The following is a 12,986-nucleotide window of genomic DNA, read 5'->3' as shown; positions in this document are numbered from 1 at the left end:
GTGACAGGATGCGGCCGTCCGTCGCGTCGACATCTCGGGAGAACCCATGCGACCGCTCGTCCGTCCGGCCGTCCTCGCTGCCCTCGTCGGCGGCCTGCTCGCCGCCGTCCCCGCCGGCGCGGAAGCCCGGACCGCCCCGGTGGCCGGGACCGTCACCACGGTGCGGACCACCTGCGTGGACGGCGAGGGCACCTTCCGGCTGCGTCAGCGGATCCTCGACAGTGGCTCGACCCGCGTCGGCCTCAGCGCCCAGGACGTTCGCGACGGACGGTGGCGGGGCGAGTACGACCACCCGATCCTCGGCACGGCCGACGAGACCGACCGGCCCCTGCGGGTGACCGCGACCGACCATGCGTTCACGACCTCCTTCGACGTCGACGGCGACACCAGCTCGGCCGGCGTCCTGATGCGGACTCAGGGTGGACATCCGTGCGTCGCCGCCTTCGCCGACCGCGCGAAGCGGACGGTGGTCAGCAACAGCAAGCTGGTCGTGGTCGTCCGGTACCCCCGGCCCGGCCACCTGACCGAGCGGATGATCGTGGTGGACTGCGTGGAGGGCAGCCGGTGGCGCGTCACGAGCCACTACCACTACGACGACGGCTCCGCGCTGGGGAGCGGTTCGGGTGGCTTCGTCTGCCACGACGGGGTCGCCCGCGTCCCCAGGAGCGAGCTCGGGACCAACGCCGACGCCGGCCGGCCGCACGGCTTCGGTGCCGTGGCCCGCAGCTCGACGGGTGAGGTACGTCGGGTCGCGTTCGGGACGCGCTCCGCGTCTGCCTAGACCGCGCGGATCCCGGTGGTCGCGTTCACGCGGCGAGGATCCAGCGGCCGGTCTCGATCTCGGTCCAGTCGTTTTGGGCTCGGGGGGGGGGGGGTGGGTCGGGGGCGCGGGAGTGGTGGGTGTGTCCGGTGGGGGTGGTGATCTGGACGGTGTGGGGCTCGAGGGGGCCGGTGGTGGTGTGGTGTCGCCAGCCGGGGGTCTCTTTGGTGAGGTTGCCTTTCTCGCAGAGGCCTTGGCCGTTGTGGGCGGTGGTGGGTCCGCCGTCGGCGGCGCGGGTGATGTGGTCGGTGGTGCGCAGCGGGGCGCCGCACCAGGGGGTGCGGCAGCTCTGGTCGCGCAGGGTGATGAAGTCGCGTAGCAGGCCGTCGAAGGTCCGGGTGGTGGTCTCCATCGCGACGAGGTGGTCGGTCTCCTCGACGCGGAACAGGCGCCGGACCCGGGTGGCGTGCTCGGGGGAGGCGTGGACCAGGCGGCGGGCGATCGCGGCCGGGACCGGGCCGAGGGTGCCGCCGGGTCCGTGGAGGTCGGCGGGTTCGTCGTCGCCGCCGAGCAGGGTCTCGGCGGAGACCACGAGGTTGATGGTGACCGGGGTGCGTTGGGCGGTGACCTGGCCGGTGAGCCGGGCCACGAAGTGGTCGGCGACCAGCTGGGCGGTCGACCGGTCGTCCCCGCGGGCCCGGTCGGTGGCCGCCGCACGGTGCAGGGAGGTCATGATCGCGGCGTGGTCGACCTCGGAGACGACCCCGGCGATCAGGCCGGTGCCGTCGGCGAGCCGGCGGCTGGACACGTGGCGGCGGGACACCGCGGCGTCACGGCGCCGGGTGGCACCGGCGGGGTCGACCCGCATCGCCGCGCGGGCGGTGGCCAGCCCGAGCCTCACGGTCACCCAGGACGGGGAGCCGGTCGGCGAGCGCGGCGTCCACGACCCGGCGGTCGGCCTCGGAGAGGTCGCGGGTGCCGTCGGCGACCAGCTGGGCACGGTGCTCGTTGATGTCGCCGCGCTCCAACGCGGCCAGCGTGTGGGGCAGGTCGTCGACCAGCGCCACCGCCAGCCCCGTGAGCCGCCGGCCCCGGTGCGGGCTCTCGTGCCGGGCCAGCCCGACCTGCGCCCCCACGCTGCGGGTCGGCTCCCCGTCGCCCACCACCGCACCGGTGATCCGGGCCTGGACCGCACAGGCCGCCGACTTCACCCGTTCCAGGGCCTCGAGCCACTCGACCCGCGCCGCCTCGTCCCCGGGGACCGTGGTCTCGGCGAGCAGCGCGACCAGGACCTCCAGGTCCACCAGGTCGAGCTGGTCCGCCGAGTCGAACATATCTTCGATTATACTCGCAGTTCGCGAGGAGTCAACCGTGATGCCTCACTGGGTGTGTCCTATTTGGGGCCAACCCTGAACCTGATGTCTGCCGGACATGAAGGACGCGCGCAGTCGCGCCCGTACGGTGAGGACCATGGACGGTGACGGGGGCGCAGAGGAACACCTGACCGGGGGCAATGCGTCGGCCGCCGTCGTGCGGGTTGGCAACACAGTGCGGAAGCCGTGGCTGGTGACGACGGAGCGCACGGTGGCCTACATGCTCGCGCTACGGCAACGAGGGATCGACGTCCCAGAGCCCCGCGGGCGCGACGATCAAGGCCGGCTGATCCTCGAGTTCGTCCCCGGTAGGCTCGCGATGTCTGAGGCTCCCTTGGACACTGAGGTGATCCATGCCGTAGGGGCGCTGGTGCGCTCTATCCATGACGCCAGCGTCGGCCTACCAGTTCCGGACAACTGGGACGTGCTGCTCCCAGCCAACGAACCGGACCTCCTGTGTCACAACGACCTGGCGACCTGGAACCTCGTCATCGACGGCGACCGGCTCGTCTTCATCGACTGGGACGGCGCAGGGCCTTCTTCGCGTCTGTGGGACCTCGCCTACGCGGCAATCTCGTTCGGTCACCTGTTCCCCGACGCAGATGCCGAGGCCGCGGCGGCCCGTCTCGCTGCCTTCGTGGACGGATACCGGGCAGATCCCGGCTTGCGGTCCGCGCTACCGACGGCCATGTCGCAGCGAGCCTCAGCTATGCACGAACTGCTGAAGCGATCGCACGAGAGCGGCGGTGAGCCGTGGGGATCGATGTACGACGCGGGCCATGGGCAGCTTTGGCTCGGGACGACGAAGTTCATCAACGAACATGCTCATGATTGGCGGCGAGCAGTCGCGCCCTTGTCCAAGCACTGATGCTGCCGCATTGCTCAACAGACCGAACGGCACTCAGGCTGCGAGCCGCTGCGCCGACCGGTGGGTATGCGCGCGGGACAGATGGCGCAGTGTGGTCGCGATGCAGGCGACCTGCAGCCAGCCGGTCGCCGAGGCGGTGGTGTTCTCGAACGACTTCGCCAGCCGGCGGGCACGTCCGAGTCGCCCGTGGGCGACCTCGACTCGCCACGCGTGACGGATGGGGCGGAAGACCGGCTGCTTGTCGTCCCAGCCGACCCGGCGCAGCTCGAGGTCGTAGTCCCGCCCGAGCTCGCGAGCCGCGGCCGCGGTGACTCCGCGGTCCACCAGAACCAGCTCGAGCCGCGCGGTGACGCCCTGACTGGTGAGGTGCTCCAGCATCAGCTCCGTGGTCCGGTTTTCATGAGTGGATGCCGGCACGACGAGGGCTCCCAACGGCAGGCCGGTGACGTCGACCGCCACGACGCGCTTGGCCCCCTTGGTCCGGCCGTAGGGGCCACCGCGGTCATGGAAACTGACCCCACCGTTGGCCCCCCCGGGCCAGGTGGGTGTCGATGACCACCATCGACGGCGTCGCCTCAGCGCGACCGTCAGCCTCCCGCGCTGCTACGTGCAGCACCGTCAGCGCTCGCGCCCAGGTGCCGTTGCGTGACCACCGGCGGAACTGCGACCACACCCGCGTCCAGGGCCCGAACGACTCGGGCAGGAACCGCCACTGACAACCGGTGTGGGAGACGTACAGCATCGCGTCCACCACGCGCCGCAGGTCCGGTGCGTGCTTGGGGCCGCGCTTGCCGGGCGTGTTGAACACCGGTTCCAGCAGTTCCCACTGCTCGTCGGTCAGGTCACTTGTGTACGTCATGCCGCCCACGGTGCCGCCGACGCCCGCCAGCGCAGTCCCAGCCAAATGGGACACACCCAGTCAGAACATCGGTGACACTCGGTGTCACCTCCTCGGGACTCTCGCTGGGGCACTCCTCAACCGGACGCTCCGTCGCAGGAGCAGTGTCTACCGCGGCCATCCGGTGACGCCGACGAGCGCGCGTCGGCGTCTGCGTCGGCGAACTGACGCAGGTGCAGGCCAGCGGTCTCCAGCGTTAGCGTGGGCAGGGACATGCTGCGATGGTGCCCGGTGCGGAGCCGTGGCTACTCGCGCGGACGCCGATCAGCGCGGCTGGCCGGGGGCTCGCCCTCGAAGCGCGCGATCTTCGCGGCCGCGTCGTCGAGCCGGCGGCGCAAGCGGCGGTTCCGCCACGGGGTGGTGCCCCACACGGCATGGCTTCCCACCACCTCGGACTTGTCGAGCCCGGCGACCTGGAACTCCCGCTCGGGGCGGCCCGCGAGATCCGCCGCGACGGCCCGGTTGGTCCGGACGGACCACAGGACGAGTGCGAGGATCGCGACGAGCAGGAGCAGGAGGGCGGCTGTTTCCATGCCGAGTTCCTACCCCAGGTGAAGCTGTCCCTCACCCAGCGCACGAGCTGCGGTCAGCTGCGCTGCCGTCGCCCGTCGTCGGTGTAGCTGACCGAGCCGAGGTCGACGGTGCGCCGGGCGTTGGCCAGGGCCGCGACCATCACCGTGCCGAGCGGGCCGGTGCGGTCGAACACGGTCGCCGTGCCGACCGCGATGCCGTCGTGCTCGACGCGGTCGGTCGCGAGCAGCCCGATCTCGATCCCGTCCGGCTCGCGGGCCAGGGTGAGGGTGATGTCGGTGTTGATGTACTCCACCCCGCGGCTGCCCCAGTTGCTCACCATGCTGGCGCCGTCCGCGGTCGAGGCCGCCGCCTGGAAGCCGGTGAGCGGCTCGTCCGGCACCACGGGGACCGCGGTGCTCCACGACGTCTTGCGGTCGGCGTTCTGGTGCTCCAGGAAGTTCTGCGACCACGGCGCCGAGGACCGGACGTACGGCGCCCGCGGCTCGGTCGCCGGCGGCACCACCTCGAGCGGGGGCGGTGCCGGCCGCTCGGTCGGCGCCCAGACCTCGCCCTCGGCCGAGGTCGAGGGCTTGAGGAAGGTGGCGGTGCCGCGCGCGACCCGCTTGCCCTCCTGGGTGAGGATCACGTCCACGAGGCAGATCCGCTTCCCCTCGCGCTCGACCTCGGCGCTCAGCGTGCACGGCAGCATCCGGGCCGGCCGGAACAGGTCGACCGCCCAGCGGGCCGGCCGCAGGTCGGTGCGACCCGCGGCGGTCAGCCGGCGCTCCGCGGCCCAGGCGAGCGCGCCGCTCAGCGCGACGCCGTGCATCTGGTCGTCGCTCCACATGCTGCAGGCGAGCGGGGCGGGCAGCAGGTCGTCGCCGGCACGGGTGAAGAACGAGATCGGGTCGGTCACCGTCGTATTCTCGCGGTCAGGGGACTACCCCTGCGGAGCGGCCCGGGCGAGCTCGGCCATCAGGGCGGTCGTGGACCGGACCAGCCGCTGCTCGTCGTACGGCGCGACCTGGACGGCGTTGACGCTCTGCACCAGGCCGTCGGTCTGCACGAGCCCGGTGACCAGGACCCCGGTGCTGCGCCGCTTCACCGCGAGCCGCGCGGCGTCGGCGCCGGCCACGTCGACCGGCCGGAGCTGCCGGGAGATCGCGCCCATCGAGTCGAGCGCGGCGTCGAGGCCGCCGTCGAAGTAGAGGTAGGAGACGTCGTACGCCGGCCCGCCCTCGTGCACCGGCACGAACGTGCAGCGCGGCTGGTCGGCGGTGCCGGTCCGCTCGGTGACCGGGTCCCCGGCCAGCCGGCTGACACCGGCCGCGGTGAGCCCGTCGCACGGGCTCCACGCGACGTCGACCGCCTTCGACTCCCGGGCGGTCGGCTCCGGGGCGTCGCTCCCCGACGAGCAGGAGGCGAGCAGGGACGCCCCCACCGCGGCCAGCGCGGCGGCGGTGCGGCGCCTCACGGCGCGGGCGTCCAGTCGGGGACGGGCGCCGTGGACCCGGGCAGCCAGAGGGTCATCCGGGCGCCGCCCGCCGGCGAGACGCCGACCTCGACGGTGCCGGAGTGCCGCTCGGCGACCTGGCGGACGATCGACAGGCCGAGGCCGGAGCCCGGCATCGACCGCGACTCCTGGGACCGGTAGAACCGGTCGAAGACGTGCGGCCGGTCGGCCTCGGCGATGCCGGTGCCCTCGTCGTCGACCACCAGGACGCCGTCCTCCAGCCGCACGGTGACGGTGCCCTGGGGTGGGCTCCACTTCGCGGCGTTGTCGAGCAGGTTGGTGATCGCGCGCTCGACGCCGGCCTCCTCGCCGACGACGTACCAGGGCTCGGTGCTGACGTCGAAGGTCACGCCCGGCGCCCGGCGCCGGACCCGGGCGACGGTCCGCTCGACGATCTCGACCAGGTCGATCTCCTCGACCACGTGGGTGAGCGGCTCGTCGCGGGAGAGCTCCATCAGGTCCCCGATGAGGGTCGTCATCTCCTCGATCTGGGCCCGCACGTCGGCGAGCAGCTCCTCGCGCGCCTCGGCGGGCAGGCCGCCCGCGCTGTCGGCCTGGCTGAGCAGGTCGAGGTTCGTGCGCAGCGAGGTGAGCGGGGTGCGCAGCTCGTGGCCGGCGTCGGCCACCAGCTGGCGCTGGCGGTCCCGGGAGGCCGCGATCGCGGCCAGCATCTGGTTGAACGCGGTCGCGAGCCGCGCGACCTCGTCGTCGCCCTCGACCGGGAGCGGTCGCAGGTCCTCGGTGCGGGCGGCCTCCTCGACCGCCGACGTGAGCCGGCGCACCGGTCGCAGGCCGTTGCGCGCGACGCCCCAGCCGGCCATCCCGGCGGCGATCATCCCCGCGATCCCGAAGAGGAGCATCACCAGGCCGAGCTTCTGGAGCACCCGCTCGGTCGGGGTCAACGACTGGGCGATGATGAAGGTCTCGCCGTCGTCGCCGTCGCGGTGCAGGGCGATCACCCGCCAGCGGGTGCCGTCGTTGCCGACGACGGTGCGGATCGACTTGTGGGTGTCGCCGCGGAGCACCGCGACCTCGGCGTTGCCGATGTCGAAGGGCATCGTGCCGCGGGCGAAGCCGAACGAGCCGCGGATGCACGCGACCCAGGTGTCCGTGGTGCCGAGGTACTCCGGCGGGACGTCCTGTCGCATCGAGCACAGCTCCGGCGACGCGGCGGCGGCACGCTCGGAGAGCGAGTCGTCGAGGGTCGTCTGGAGCTGCATCCGGACGGTCAGGTAGGCGCCGGCGGCGACGAACGCGACCGCGACGCCCACGGCGATGGTCGTGAGGAGCGTGACCCGACTCGCCAGCGACCGGCGGTAGTGCCACCAGCCGTCGGTGTCGGGGTGCAGGACCGTCACGTTTCCTTCAGCACGTAACCCACGCCGCGCACGGTGTGGATCAGGCGCGGCTCGTCCTCCGCCTCGGTCTTGCGACGCAGGTAGCCGACGTAGACCTCGAGGGAGTTCGCGGTCGTGGGGAAGTCGTAGCCCCAGACCTCCTCGAGGATGAACGACCGCTCGAGCACCCGTCGCGGCCGGCGCAGGAACATCTCCAGCAGCGCGAACTCGGTGCGGGTCAGCTCGATGGACCGGCTGCCGCGGTGCACCTCGCGGGTCGCGACGTCCATGGTCAGGTCGGAGAAGGCGAGCAGCTCCTCCTCGTCGTCGTCGCGCGGCGCGACGCGGCGCAGGAGCGCGCGCAGCCGGGCCAGCAGCTCCTGGAGGGCGAACGGCTTGGTGAGGTAGTCGTCGGCGCCGGCGTCGAGCCCCTCGACCCGGTCCCCGACCGCGTCGCGGGCGGTGAGCACCAGGATCGGGACGTCGTTGCCGGCCGTGCGCAGCGCCTTGGTGGTCTCGATGCCGTCGAGCCGGGGCATCATCACGTCCATCACGACGACGTCCGGGGCCGAGGACGCGATGCCGGCCAGGGCGTCGGCGCCGTCGGCCGCGAGGGAGACGTCGTAGCCGTTGAACTCGAGCGAGCGACGCAACGACTCGCGGACGGCCTTGTCGTCGTCGACGACGAGCACGCGGGGCTTCGGCACCGAGGAGCTGGTCACGCGCTCACTCTGCCAGCCGAGGCTGAGTCGGTACTGAGAACGCCGCGGCCGGGCGGGTCACGGGTCCGTCAGGTGTAGCGGGCCGCGACCTGGGCGGCCCGGCCGGCGTAGCCGCCGCCGAAGTGGCAGGCGTGGACGAGCAGCGGGAACAGCTGGTGCAGGCCGACCCGGTCCTCCCAGCCGTCGGCGAGCGGCGCGACCTCGGCGTACGCGTCGATCACCCGGGGCAGGTGGGGCAGACCGAACAGGGCGAGCATCGCCAGGTCGATCTCACGGTGGCCGCCGTACGCCGCCGGGTCGATCAGCCAGGCCCGGCCGTCGAGCCCCCACAGGACGTTGCCGTTCCACAGGTCGCCGTGCAGCCGGGCCGGCGGCTCCTCGGGGAGGAGCTCGGCCAGCCGCGGCACGACCGCCTCGACGGCGGCCGTCTGGGCCGCGTCGGCGGCACCCCGGTCGCGGGCGAGCTTGAGGTAGGGCAGCAGCCGGCGCACGGCGTAGAACTCCGCCCAGGTGTCGGTCGGCCGGTTGGGCATCGGCAGCCGACCGACGAAGCCGTCCCGGTCGAGACCGAACGTCGGCGCTCCGGCCGCGTGCGTCGCGGCCAGCTCGCGGCCCAGCGTCGCGGCGACGTCGACCGAGCTCTTGCCGGGCTCGACCCACCGGATGATGACGCACTCCTCGTCGGCGCCGAGGACCTCGGGCACGGCCGCTCCGCCGGCGGACGTGGCCTCGCCGAGCCACCGCAGCCCGGCCGCCTCGGCCCCGAAGAAGCCGGCCGGGGCGTGCGGCAGGGTCTTCATGAGCGCGGTCGTGCCGTCGCTGAGCCGCAACCTCGTCGCGGTCGAGATGTCGCCGCCGGCGACCGGGGCCGTGGCGACGACGGAGGAGCCGAGGAGCTCCTCGGCCCGGCGGGCGACCAGCGGCTGGCGGGTCACGACGCCGGTCCCTCCCGGCGCCGGCCGGCCGGCCCCGCCCAGGGACGGTCGCGCTCCAGTGCCGAGACCAGCGCTGCCGCCGTCCGCTCGACCATGGCGAGGACCTCCTCGAAACCGGAGTCCCCACCGTAGTACGGGTCGGGCACCTCGCTCCCCGGATCCCGCGGGTCGAAGTCCCGGAACAGCCGCACCCGGTCGGACGGTCCGCCGACGTCGGCGAGGTTCTGGCGGTCCATCGCGAGCACCAGGTCGGCCCGGTCGTCGCCGTGGTCGCCCTCGCGGTCGCCGTCCCACTGGCGGGCGCGGTGCCGGGTGGCGTCGTACCCCGACGCGGTGAGGGTCGCGGCCGCGCGCCGGTCCATCGGGTCGCCGACGTGCCAGCCGCCGGTGCCGGAGCTGGTCACCTCGACCACGTCGTCGAGCCCGGCGTCGACGAGCCGCTCGGCCAGCACGACGTGCGCCATCGGCGAGCGGCAGATGTTGCCGAGGCAGACCATCGTCACCCGGTACTCGCCGGGGGTGCGGGCGGGCGGCAGAGCAGACGGCAGGGCGGGCGGCACGCGGGGGTCAGACCTCCTGGGCGTCGCCGAAGAGCAGGCCGACCACCCACGTCACGATCGTGATCACGATCGAACCACCGACGGCGTTCCAGAACCCGTCGACGTAGAAGTCGATGTCGAACAGGTTCACCAACCACTCCGTGAACAGCAGCATGAGCGCGTTGATCAGCAGCAGGAACAGCCCGAGGGTGATGATGATGAACGGGATCGACAGGACCTTGATGATCGGGCTGACGAACGAGTTCACGATGCCGAGGATCAGCGCGACGAAGAGCAGCGCCCCGACGTTGTCGGACACCTGGTCCCACCCGGTCGAGTCGCCGAACCCGATGCCGTCGAAGATCAGCACCGCTGCGGCCAGGGCGACCGCGTTGGTCGCCAGCCACCCCAGGAACTTGAGGAAACCCACGGCTCCAGCCTAGGGCCAGGTCCCGCGGGGTCGTGCGGCGCCGGCCCGCCGTCAGGCCACCGGCACCGCCTCGGTCGGCTCCTCGGCCGGCGTCGGCGTGCGGCGCCGGCCCGTCAGGAGGAGGATGACGCCGGCCAGCAGCACGAGCCCGCCGCCGACGAACCCGACGAGCGGCACGATGTCCTCGATCAGCCGCAGGGTCTGGATGTTCGTGCGGGCGTCGTCGACGTTGGTCTGCACCTGGTCGTCGGTGAAGGCGAGGTCCATCACGAGGATCTTGCCGATGCCGTCGGCGGTGCGCTCCTGGTGCACCACCTGCTTGATGATCGCGCCGGTCCGCGGCTCGATGTAGTACTCGGCCGTCTGCTGGTAGTCGCCCGGGACGTCGCCGATCACGTTCACGCCGGTTGCGCTGGCGTCCGCGCGGTAGACGTAGGTCTCCAGCCCGTCGATGTCCTCGGTGCGCTGGTAGGTCGCGTCGACCGCGCCGCCGATCATGCCGTCCCAGACCGGGTAGGTCTTCTGCTCCGCGCCGAAGGGCCACTTGTTCTGCAGGCCCTCCTGCTGCGGCGTCCCGGCCGGCACGTAGTCGCCGTTCGGGACCGTCAGGGCGGTGTGTCGGTCGGTCGCGAAGACGTCGGTCTCCGCGCTGATCAGCCGGCCCTCCGGGTCGTCGGCGTCGACACAGCCGTCGATCCCACCCTTGTCACGCACCACGCAGAGGGAGGTGTCCCACACGGCCACGTCGTCGGTGGAGGCGTCGCTGTCGACCTGGTTCACGCTCCACGCGAGCACCGGGGTCGCCTGCAGGCTCAGGTCGGCGCCGCCGGCGACCTGAGCCTCGCCCGAGAGGTGGGTCGTGTTGTCGGTGTCCAGCGGGGTCCGCTCGACCTGGGCGGGCGCCCAGAACCAGGCGACCGCTCCGATGGTGACCAGGAAGCAACCGAGACCGATCAGGACTGGGGCGAGGATCTTGCGCATCGGGTCGACTTCCGTCCGGGGAGGTGGTGTCCCCGCCATCCCAGCAACGGTGTCCCGGTCCCGCTAGGTGCGAAGGTCCCGACGGGGGCCGCTGGTCCCGGGCCAAAGGTCTCACCCGACCGGCCACACTCCCGGGTCCGGAGGTCCTACGGCCGCGGTGCCCAGCTGCCGTGGAACCCGGCCGGCACCCGGCCGGGCAGGTGGACGGCCGCGACGTCCTCGAGGGTCTCGGCGTCGAGCAGCACCAGGTCGCTGGTCCCCGCCGCCGGGTCGAACACGTAGCCCATCAGCACCCCGGAGTCCTCGGGCGCGTCCGCCGACGACGGGACGAAGCAGAACTCGCTGACCTCCCGCCCGGGGCCGAGGTGGCGCTCGGTGCTGGTGCCCGCGACGAGGTCGTGCTTGAGGACGGCGTCACCGGTCCGCACGCCGGCCGCGACCACCCCGGCGGCGTACCCGTAGCGGTGCCGGCGGCCCGTGAGGCGCTCGTCGAAGCGGGGGAACTCCTGGCTGTGCTCGTCGAAGCGGTGCTCGTGGACCTTGCCGGCGGCGGTGTCGATCGTGAACCGGGTGAGGTAGGCCGGGCCCTCGTTGGGGCCGGTGAAGTCGGTGGCGAACATCCGGTCGTGACGGACCACGTCGACGATCACCTCGGTGCCCTGCTCGTAGGCGTTGAGCGTGTGGAAGACGTAGCACTGGTCGATCTCGAACCAGCGCACGTCGGCGTTGCCCCCGTCGCGGGGGAGCAGGCCGATGCGCGCGGGGTAGTCGGCGTCCCAGGAGTACGGCAGCCGGCTGGGCGCCCCGGTCCGCAGGGTCTGGTCGATCAGCCGGTCGGTGGCCTGCAGGGGACGGGGTACCTCGCCGGCGGCCATGCCGAGGTCGAAGGTGACGGGCAGGTCGTAGACGACGACGTAGTTCTCGGTGAGCGCGCAGTCGTGGATCATCGGGCTGCCGGTCACCTCGATCTCGACCTGGTGGCGCACCCGGCCGTCGGTGCCGACCACGGAGTAGTCGACGAGGTTGCCGCGGGTCCAGCTGTAGGAGATCGCGTGCAGCTCACCGGTGGCCGGGTCCTCGTGCGGGTGTGCGGTGTAGCCGCCGGTGACGGTCCCGAGGTCGCACGGTCCGACCGTGTCGAGCTCGTCGGTCAGCTCGTAGGGCGTCGCGCCGGCCTCGACGACGGCCAGCGTGCGGCCGGCGTGCTCGAAGACGTGGGTGTTGGGGGCGAAGTCGTCGCCCCGTGGGCGCACGTAGCGGTTGCGGTACCACTGGGCGCGGCCGCCCTCGAGCCGGACGCCGTGCACCATGCCCTCGCCGAGGAACCAGTGGTAGCCCTCGCCGGGGTCGGTGGCCGGGTTGGGCCCGATCCGGAGGTAGCGGCCGTCGAGGTGCTCCGGGACGGACCCGGTGACCGGGAGGTCGAACACGGTGAGCTCCTCGTGCACCGGCGCGAAGCCGTCGAGCAGGTAGCGGTTCATCTCGCGACGATACGGCCACCACGCCGGTCGGCGCTCCCCGTCGCCCGCTACGGTCTGGACCGTGTTCCCGGTCGGTGGCGTACGGGTGATGCTGCTCCTGATCCTGGCAGCGGCGGCCGTGTGCGCGCTGCTGGCGCTGGCCCTGCGGCGTCGGCTCGGCTGGGTCACCGCCGGTGCGATCGCCGGGTTCCTGTGGTGGCTGGCCGTCATCGGCTCCATCACGCTGATCCCGGCGAACGGCGCCCCCGGGATCGTCCCCGCGGAGGGCAGGCTGACCACGTGCTCGTGGGACATCGGCGGGCCGGCACCGGAGGGGTTCTGGATCTTCTCCGGCACCCAGCGGGCGCTCAACGCCGTCGTGTTCGTCCCCGCCGGTGCCCTGCTGGTGCTCGCCCTGGCGCGATGGCCACGGGCGATGTGGCTGGGGCTGCCGCTGGGGCTGGCGCTGCTGGCGGCGTACTCGGTCGGGATCGAGGCGACCCAGCTCGCGCTGGCCCGCATCGACCGCGCCTGCGACGTCACCGACGTCGTCGACAACGTCACCGGTGCGGTGGTCGGGATCGGGGTCGGCGTGCTGCTCGCGCTCTTGCTGCGGCCCTGGCGGCACCGCTCCCCGCAGCGCCTAGGGTGAGCCGC

17 protein-coding genes are annotated in these 12,986 nt (G+C 72.7%); 3 read left to right on the top strand and 14 right to left on the bottom strand.

Annotated elements, in window-relative coordinates; all coding sequences use genetic code 11:
- Positions 1-46 precede the first annotated feature (46 nt).
- On the top strand, positions 47-781 hold the full coding sequence (locus tag ACILQ5_RS15765) for a hypothetical protein (protein WP_395658968.1): 735 nt from the start codon (positions 47-49) through the stop codon (positions 779-781).
- Between the two features lie 25 nt (positions 782-806).
- On the opposite strand, the gene ACILQ5_RS15760 is transcribed toward ACILQ5_RS15765, so the two are convergent.
- Positions 807-1,667 carry a hypothetical protein gene (locus ACILQ5_RS15760; RefSeq protein ID WP_395658967.1) on the bottom strand — a complete coding sequence of 287 codons (861 nt, stop codon included), beginning with the start codon at positions 1,665-1,667 and terminating at the stop codon, positions 807-809.
- Positions 1,591-2,094, bottom strand: a complete 504-nt coding sequence (locus ACILQ5_RS15755) for a hypothetical protein (RefSeq protein ID WP_395658966.1) — start codon at positions 2,092-2,094, stop codon at positions 1,591-1,593. Before ACILQ5_RS15755 ends, ACILQ5_RS15760 begins: the two co-directional genes overlap by 77 nt.
- 136 nt (positions 2,095-2,230) lie before the next feature.
- On the opposite strand from ACILQ5_RS15755, the gene ACILQ5_RS15750 reads away from it, so the two are divergent.
- Positions 2,231-3,001: a phosphotransferase gene (locus ACILQ5_RS15750; RefSeq protein WP_395658965.1), complete on the top strand. Its 771-nt coding sequence runs from the start codon at positions 2,231-2,233 to the stop codon at positions 2,999-3,001.
- Positions 3,002-3,034: 33 nt separating this feature from the next.
- On the opposite strand, the gene ACILQ5_RS15745 is transcribed toward ACILQ5_RS15750, so the two are convergent.
- The 12 genes from ACILQ5_RS15745 to ACILQ5_RS15690 all read right to left on the bottom strand — a co-directional run bounded on the left by ACILQ5_RS15745 (position 3,035) and on the right by ACILQ5_RS15690 (position 12,350).
- Entirely contained in the window at positions 3,035-3,580 is a 546-nt protein-coding gene (locus ACILQ5_RS15745; RefSeq protein WP_395658995.1) for a transposase, read from the bottom strand.
- Positions 3,504-3,860, bottom strand: coding sequence for a transposase (locus ACILQ5_RS15740; protein ID WP_395658964.1), 357 nt, complete (start codon positions 3,858-3,860; stop codon positions 3,504-3,506). The genes ACILQ5_RS15745 and ACILQ5_RS15740 overlap by 77 nt, the downstream gene beginning before the upstream one ends.
- A gap of 284 nt (positions 3,861-4,144) precedes the next feature.
- A complete protein-coding gene (locus ACILQ5_RS15735) occupies positions 4,145-4,432 on the bottom strand; it encodes a hypothetical protein (protein ID WP_395658963.1) in 288 nt (95 codons plus the stop codon).
- 53 nt (positions 4,433-4,485) lie between these two features.
- On the bottom strand, positions 4,486-5,328 hold the full coding sequence (locus ACILQ5_RS15730; protein ID WP_395658962.1) for an acyl-CoA thioesterase domain-containing protein: 843 nt from the start codon (positions 5,326-5,328) through the stop codon (positions 4,486-4,488).
- Positions 5,329-5,352: 24 nt separating this feature from the next.
- Positions 5,353-5,886 (bottom strand): hypothetical protein, encoded by a 534-nt coding sequence (locus ACILQ5_RS15725; RefSeq protein ID WP_395658961.1) that lies wholly within the window; start codon positions 5,884-5,886, stop codon positions 5,353-5,355.
- Complete coding sequence (locus ACILQ5_RS15720; RefSeq protein ID WP_395658960.1) at positions 5,883-7,283, bottom strand: ATP-binding protein; 1,401 nt, start codon at positions 7,281-7,283, stop codon at positions 5,883-5,885. Before ACILQ5_RS15720 ends, ACILQ5_RS15725 begins: the two co-directional genes overlap by 4 nt.
- Positions 7,280-7,984, bottom strand: coding sequence for a response regulator transcription factor (locus ACILQ5_RS15715; protein WP_395658959.1), 705 nt, complete (start codon positions 7,982-7,984; stop codon positions 7,280-7,282). The genes ACILQ5_RS15720 and ACILQ5_RS15715 overlap by 4 nt, the downstream gene beginning before the upstream one ends.
- Positions 7,985-8,052: 68 nt before the next feature.
- Positions 8,053-8,919 carry a fructosamine kinase family protein gene (locus ACILQ5_RS15710; protein WP_395658958.1) on the bottom strand — a complete coding sequence of 289 codons (867 nt, stop codon included), beginning with the start codon at positions 8,917-8,919 and terminating at the stop codon, positions 8,053-8,055.
- Entirely contained in the window at positions 8,916-9,416 is a 501-nt protein-coding gene (locus tag ACILQ5_RS15705) for a low molecular weight protein-tyrosine-phosphatase (protein WP_395658994.1), read from the bottom strand. Before ACILQ5_RS15705 ends, ACILQ5_RS15710 begins: the two co-directional genes overlap by 4 nt.
- A gap of 70 nt (positions 9,417-9,486) precedes the next feature.
- Positions 9,487-9,888 carry a phage holin family protein gene (locus tag ACILQ5_RS15700; protein WP_395658957.1) on the bottom strand — a complete coding sequence of 134 codons (402 nt, stop codon included), beginning with the start codon at positions 9,886-9,888 and terminating at the stop codon, positions 9,487-9,489.
- A gap of 51 nt (positions 9,889-9,939) precedes the next feature.
- Complete coding sequence (locus ACILQ5_RS15695; protein ID WP_395658956.1) at positions 9,940-10,869, bottom strand: DUF3068 domain-containing protein; 930 nt, start codon at positions 10,867-10,869, stop codon at positions 9,940-9,942.
- 146 nt (positions 10,870-11,015) lie between these two features.
- On the bottom strand, positions 11,016-12,350 hold the full coding sequence (locus ACILQ5_RS15690; protein ID WP_395658955.1) for a carotenoid oxygenase family protein: 1,335 nt from the start codon (positions 12,348-12,350) through the stop codon (positions 11,016-11,018).
- Positions 12,351-12,411: 61 nt separating this feature from the next.
- Between ACILQ5_RS15690 and ACILQ5_RS15685 the strand changes: the two genes are divergently transcribed.
- A complete protein-coding gene (locus tag ACILQ5_RS15685; RefSeq protein WP_395658954.1) occupies positions 12,412-12,981 on the top strand; it encodes a VanZ family protein in 570 nt (189 codons plus the stop codon).
- Positions 12,982-12,986 lie beyond the last annotated feature (5 nt).

Origin of the sequence: Nocardioides sp., assembly GCF_044226305.1 — a bacterium.
Taxonomy (GTDB): domain Bacteria; phylum Actinomycetota; class Actinomycetes; order Propionibacteriales; family Nocardioidaceae; genus Nocardioides.
This window is presented reverse-complemented; position numbering and strand designations above follow the sequence as displayed.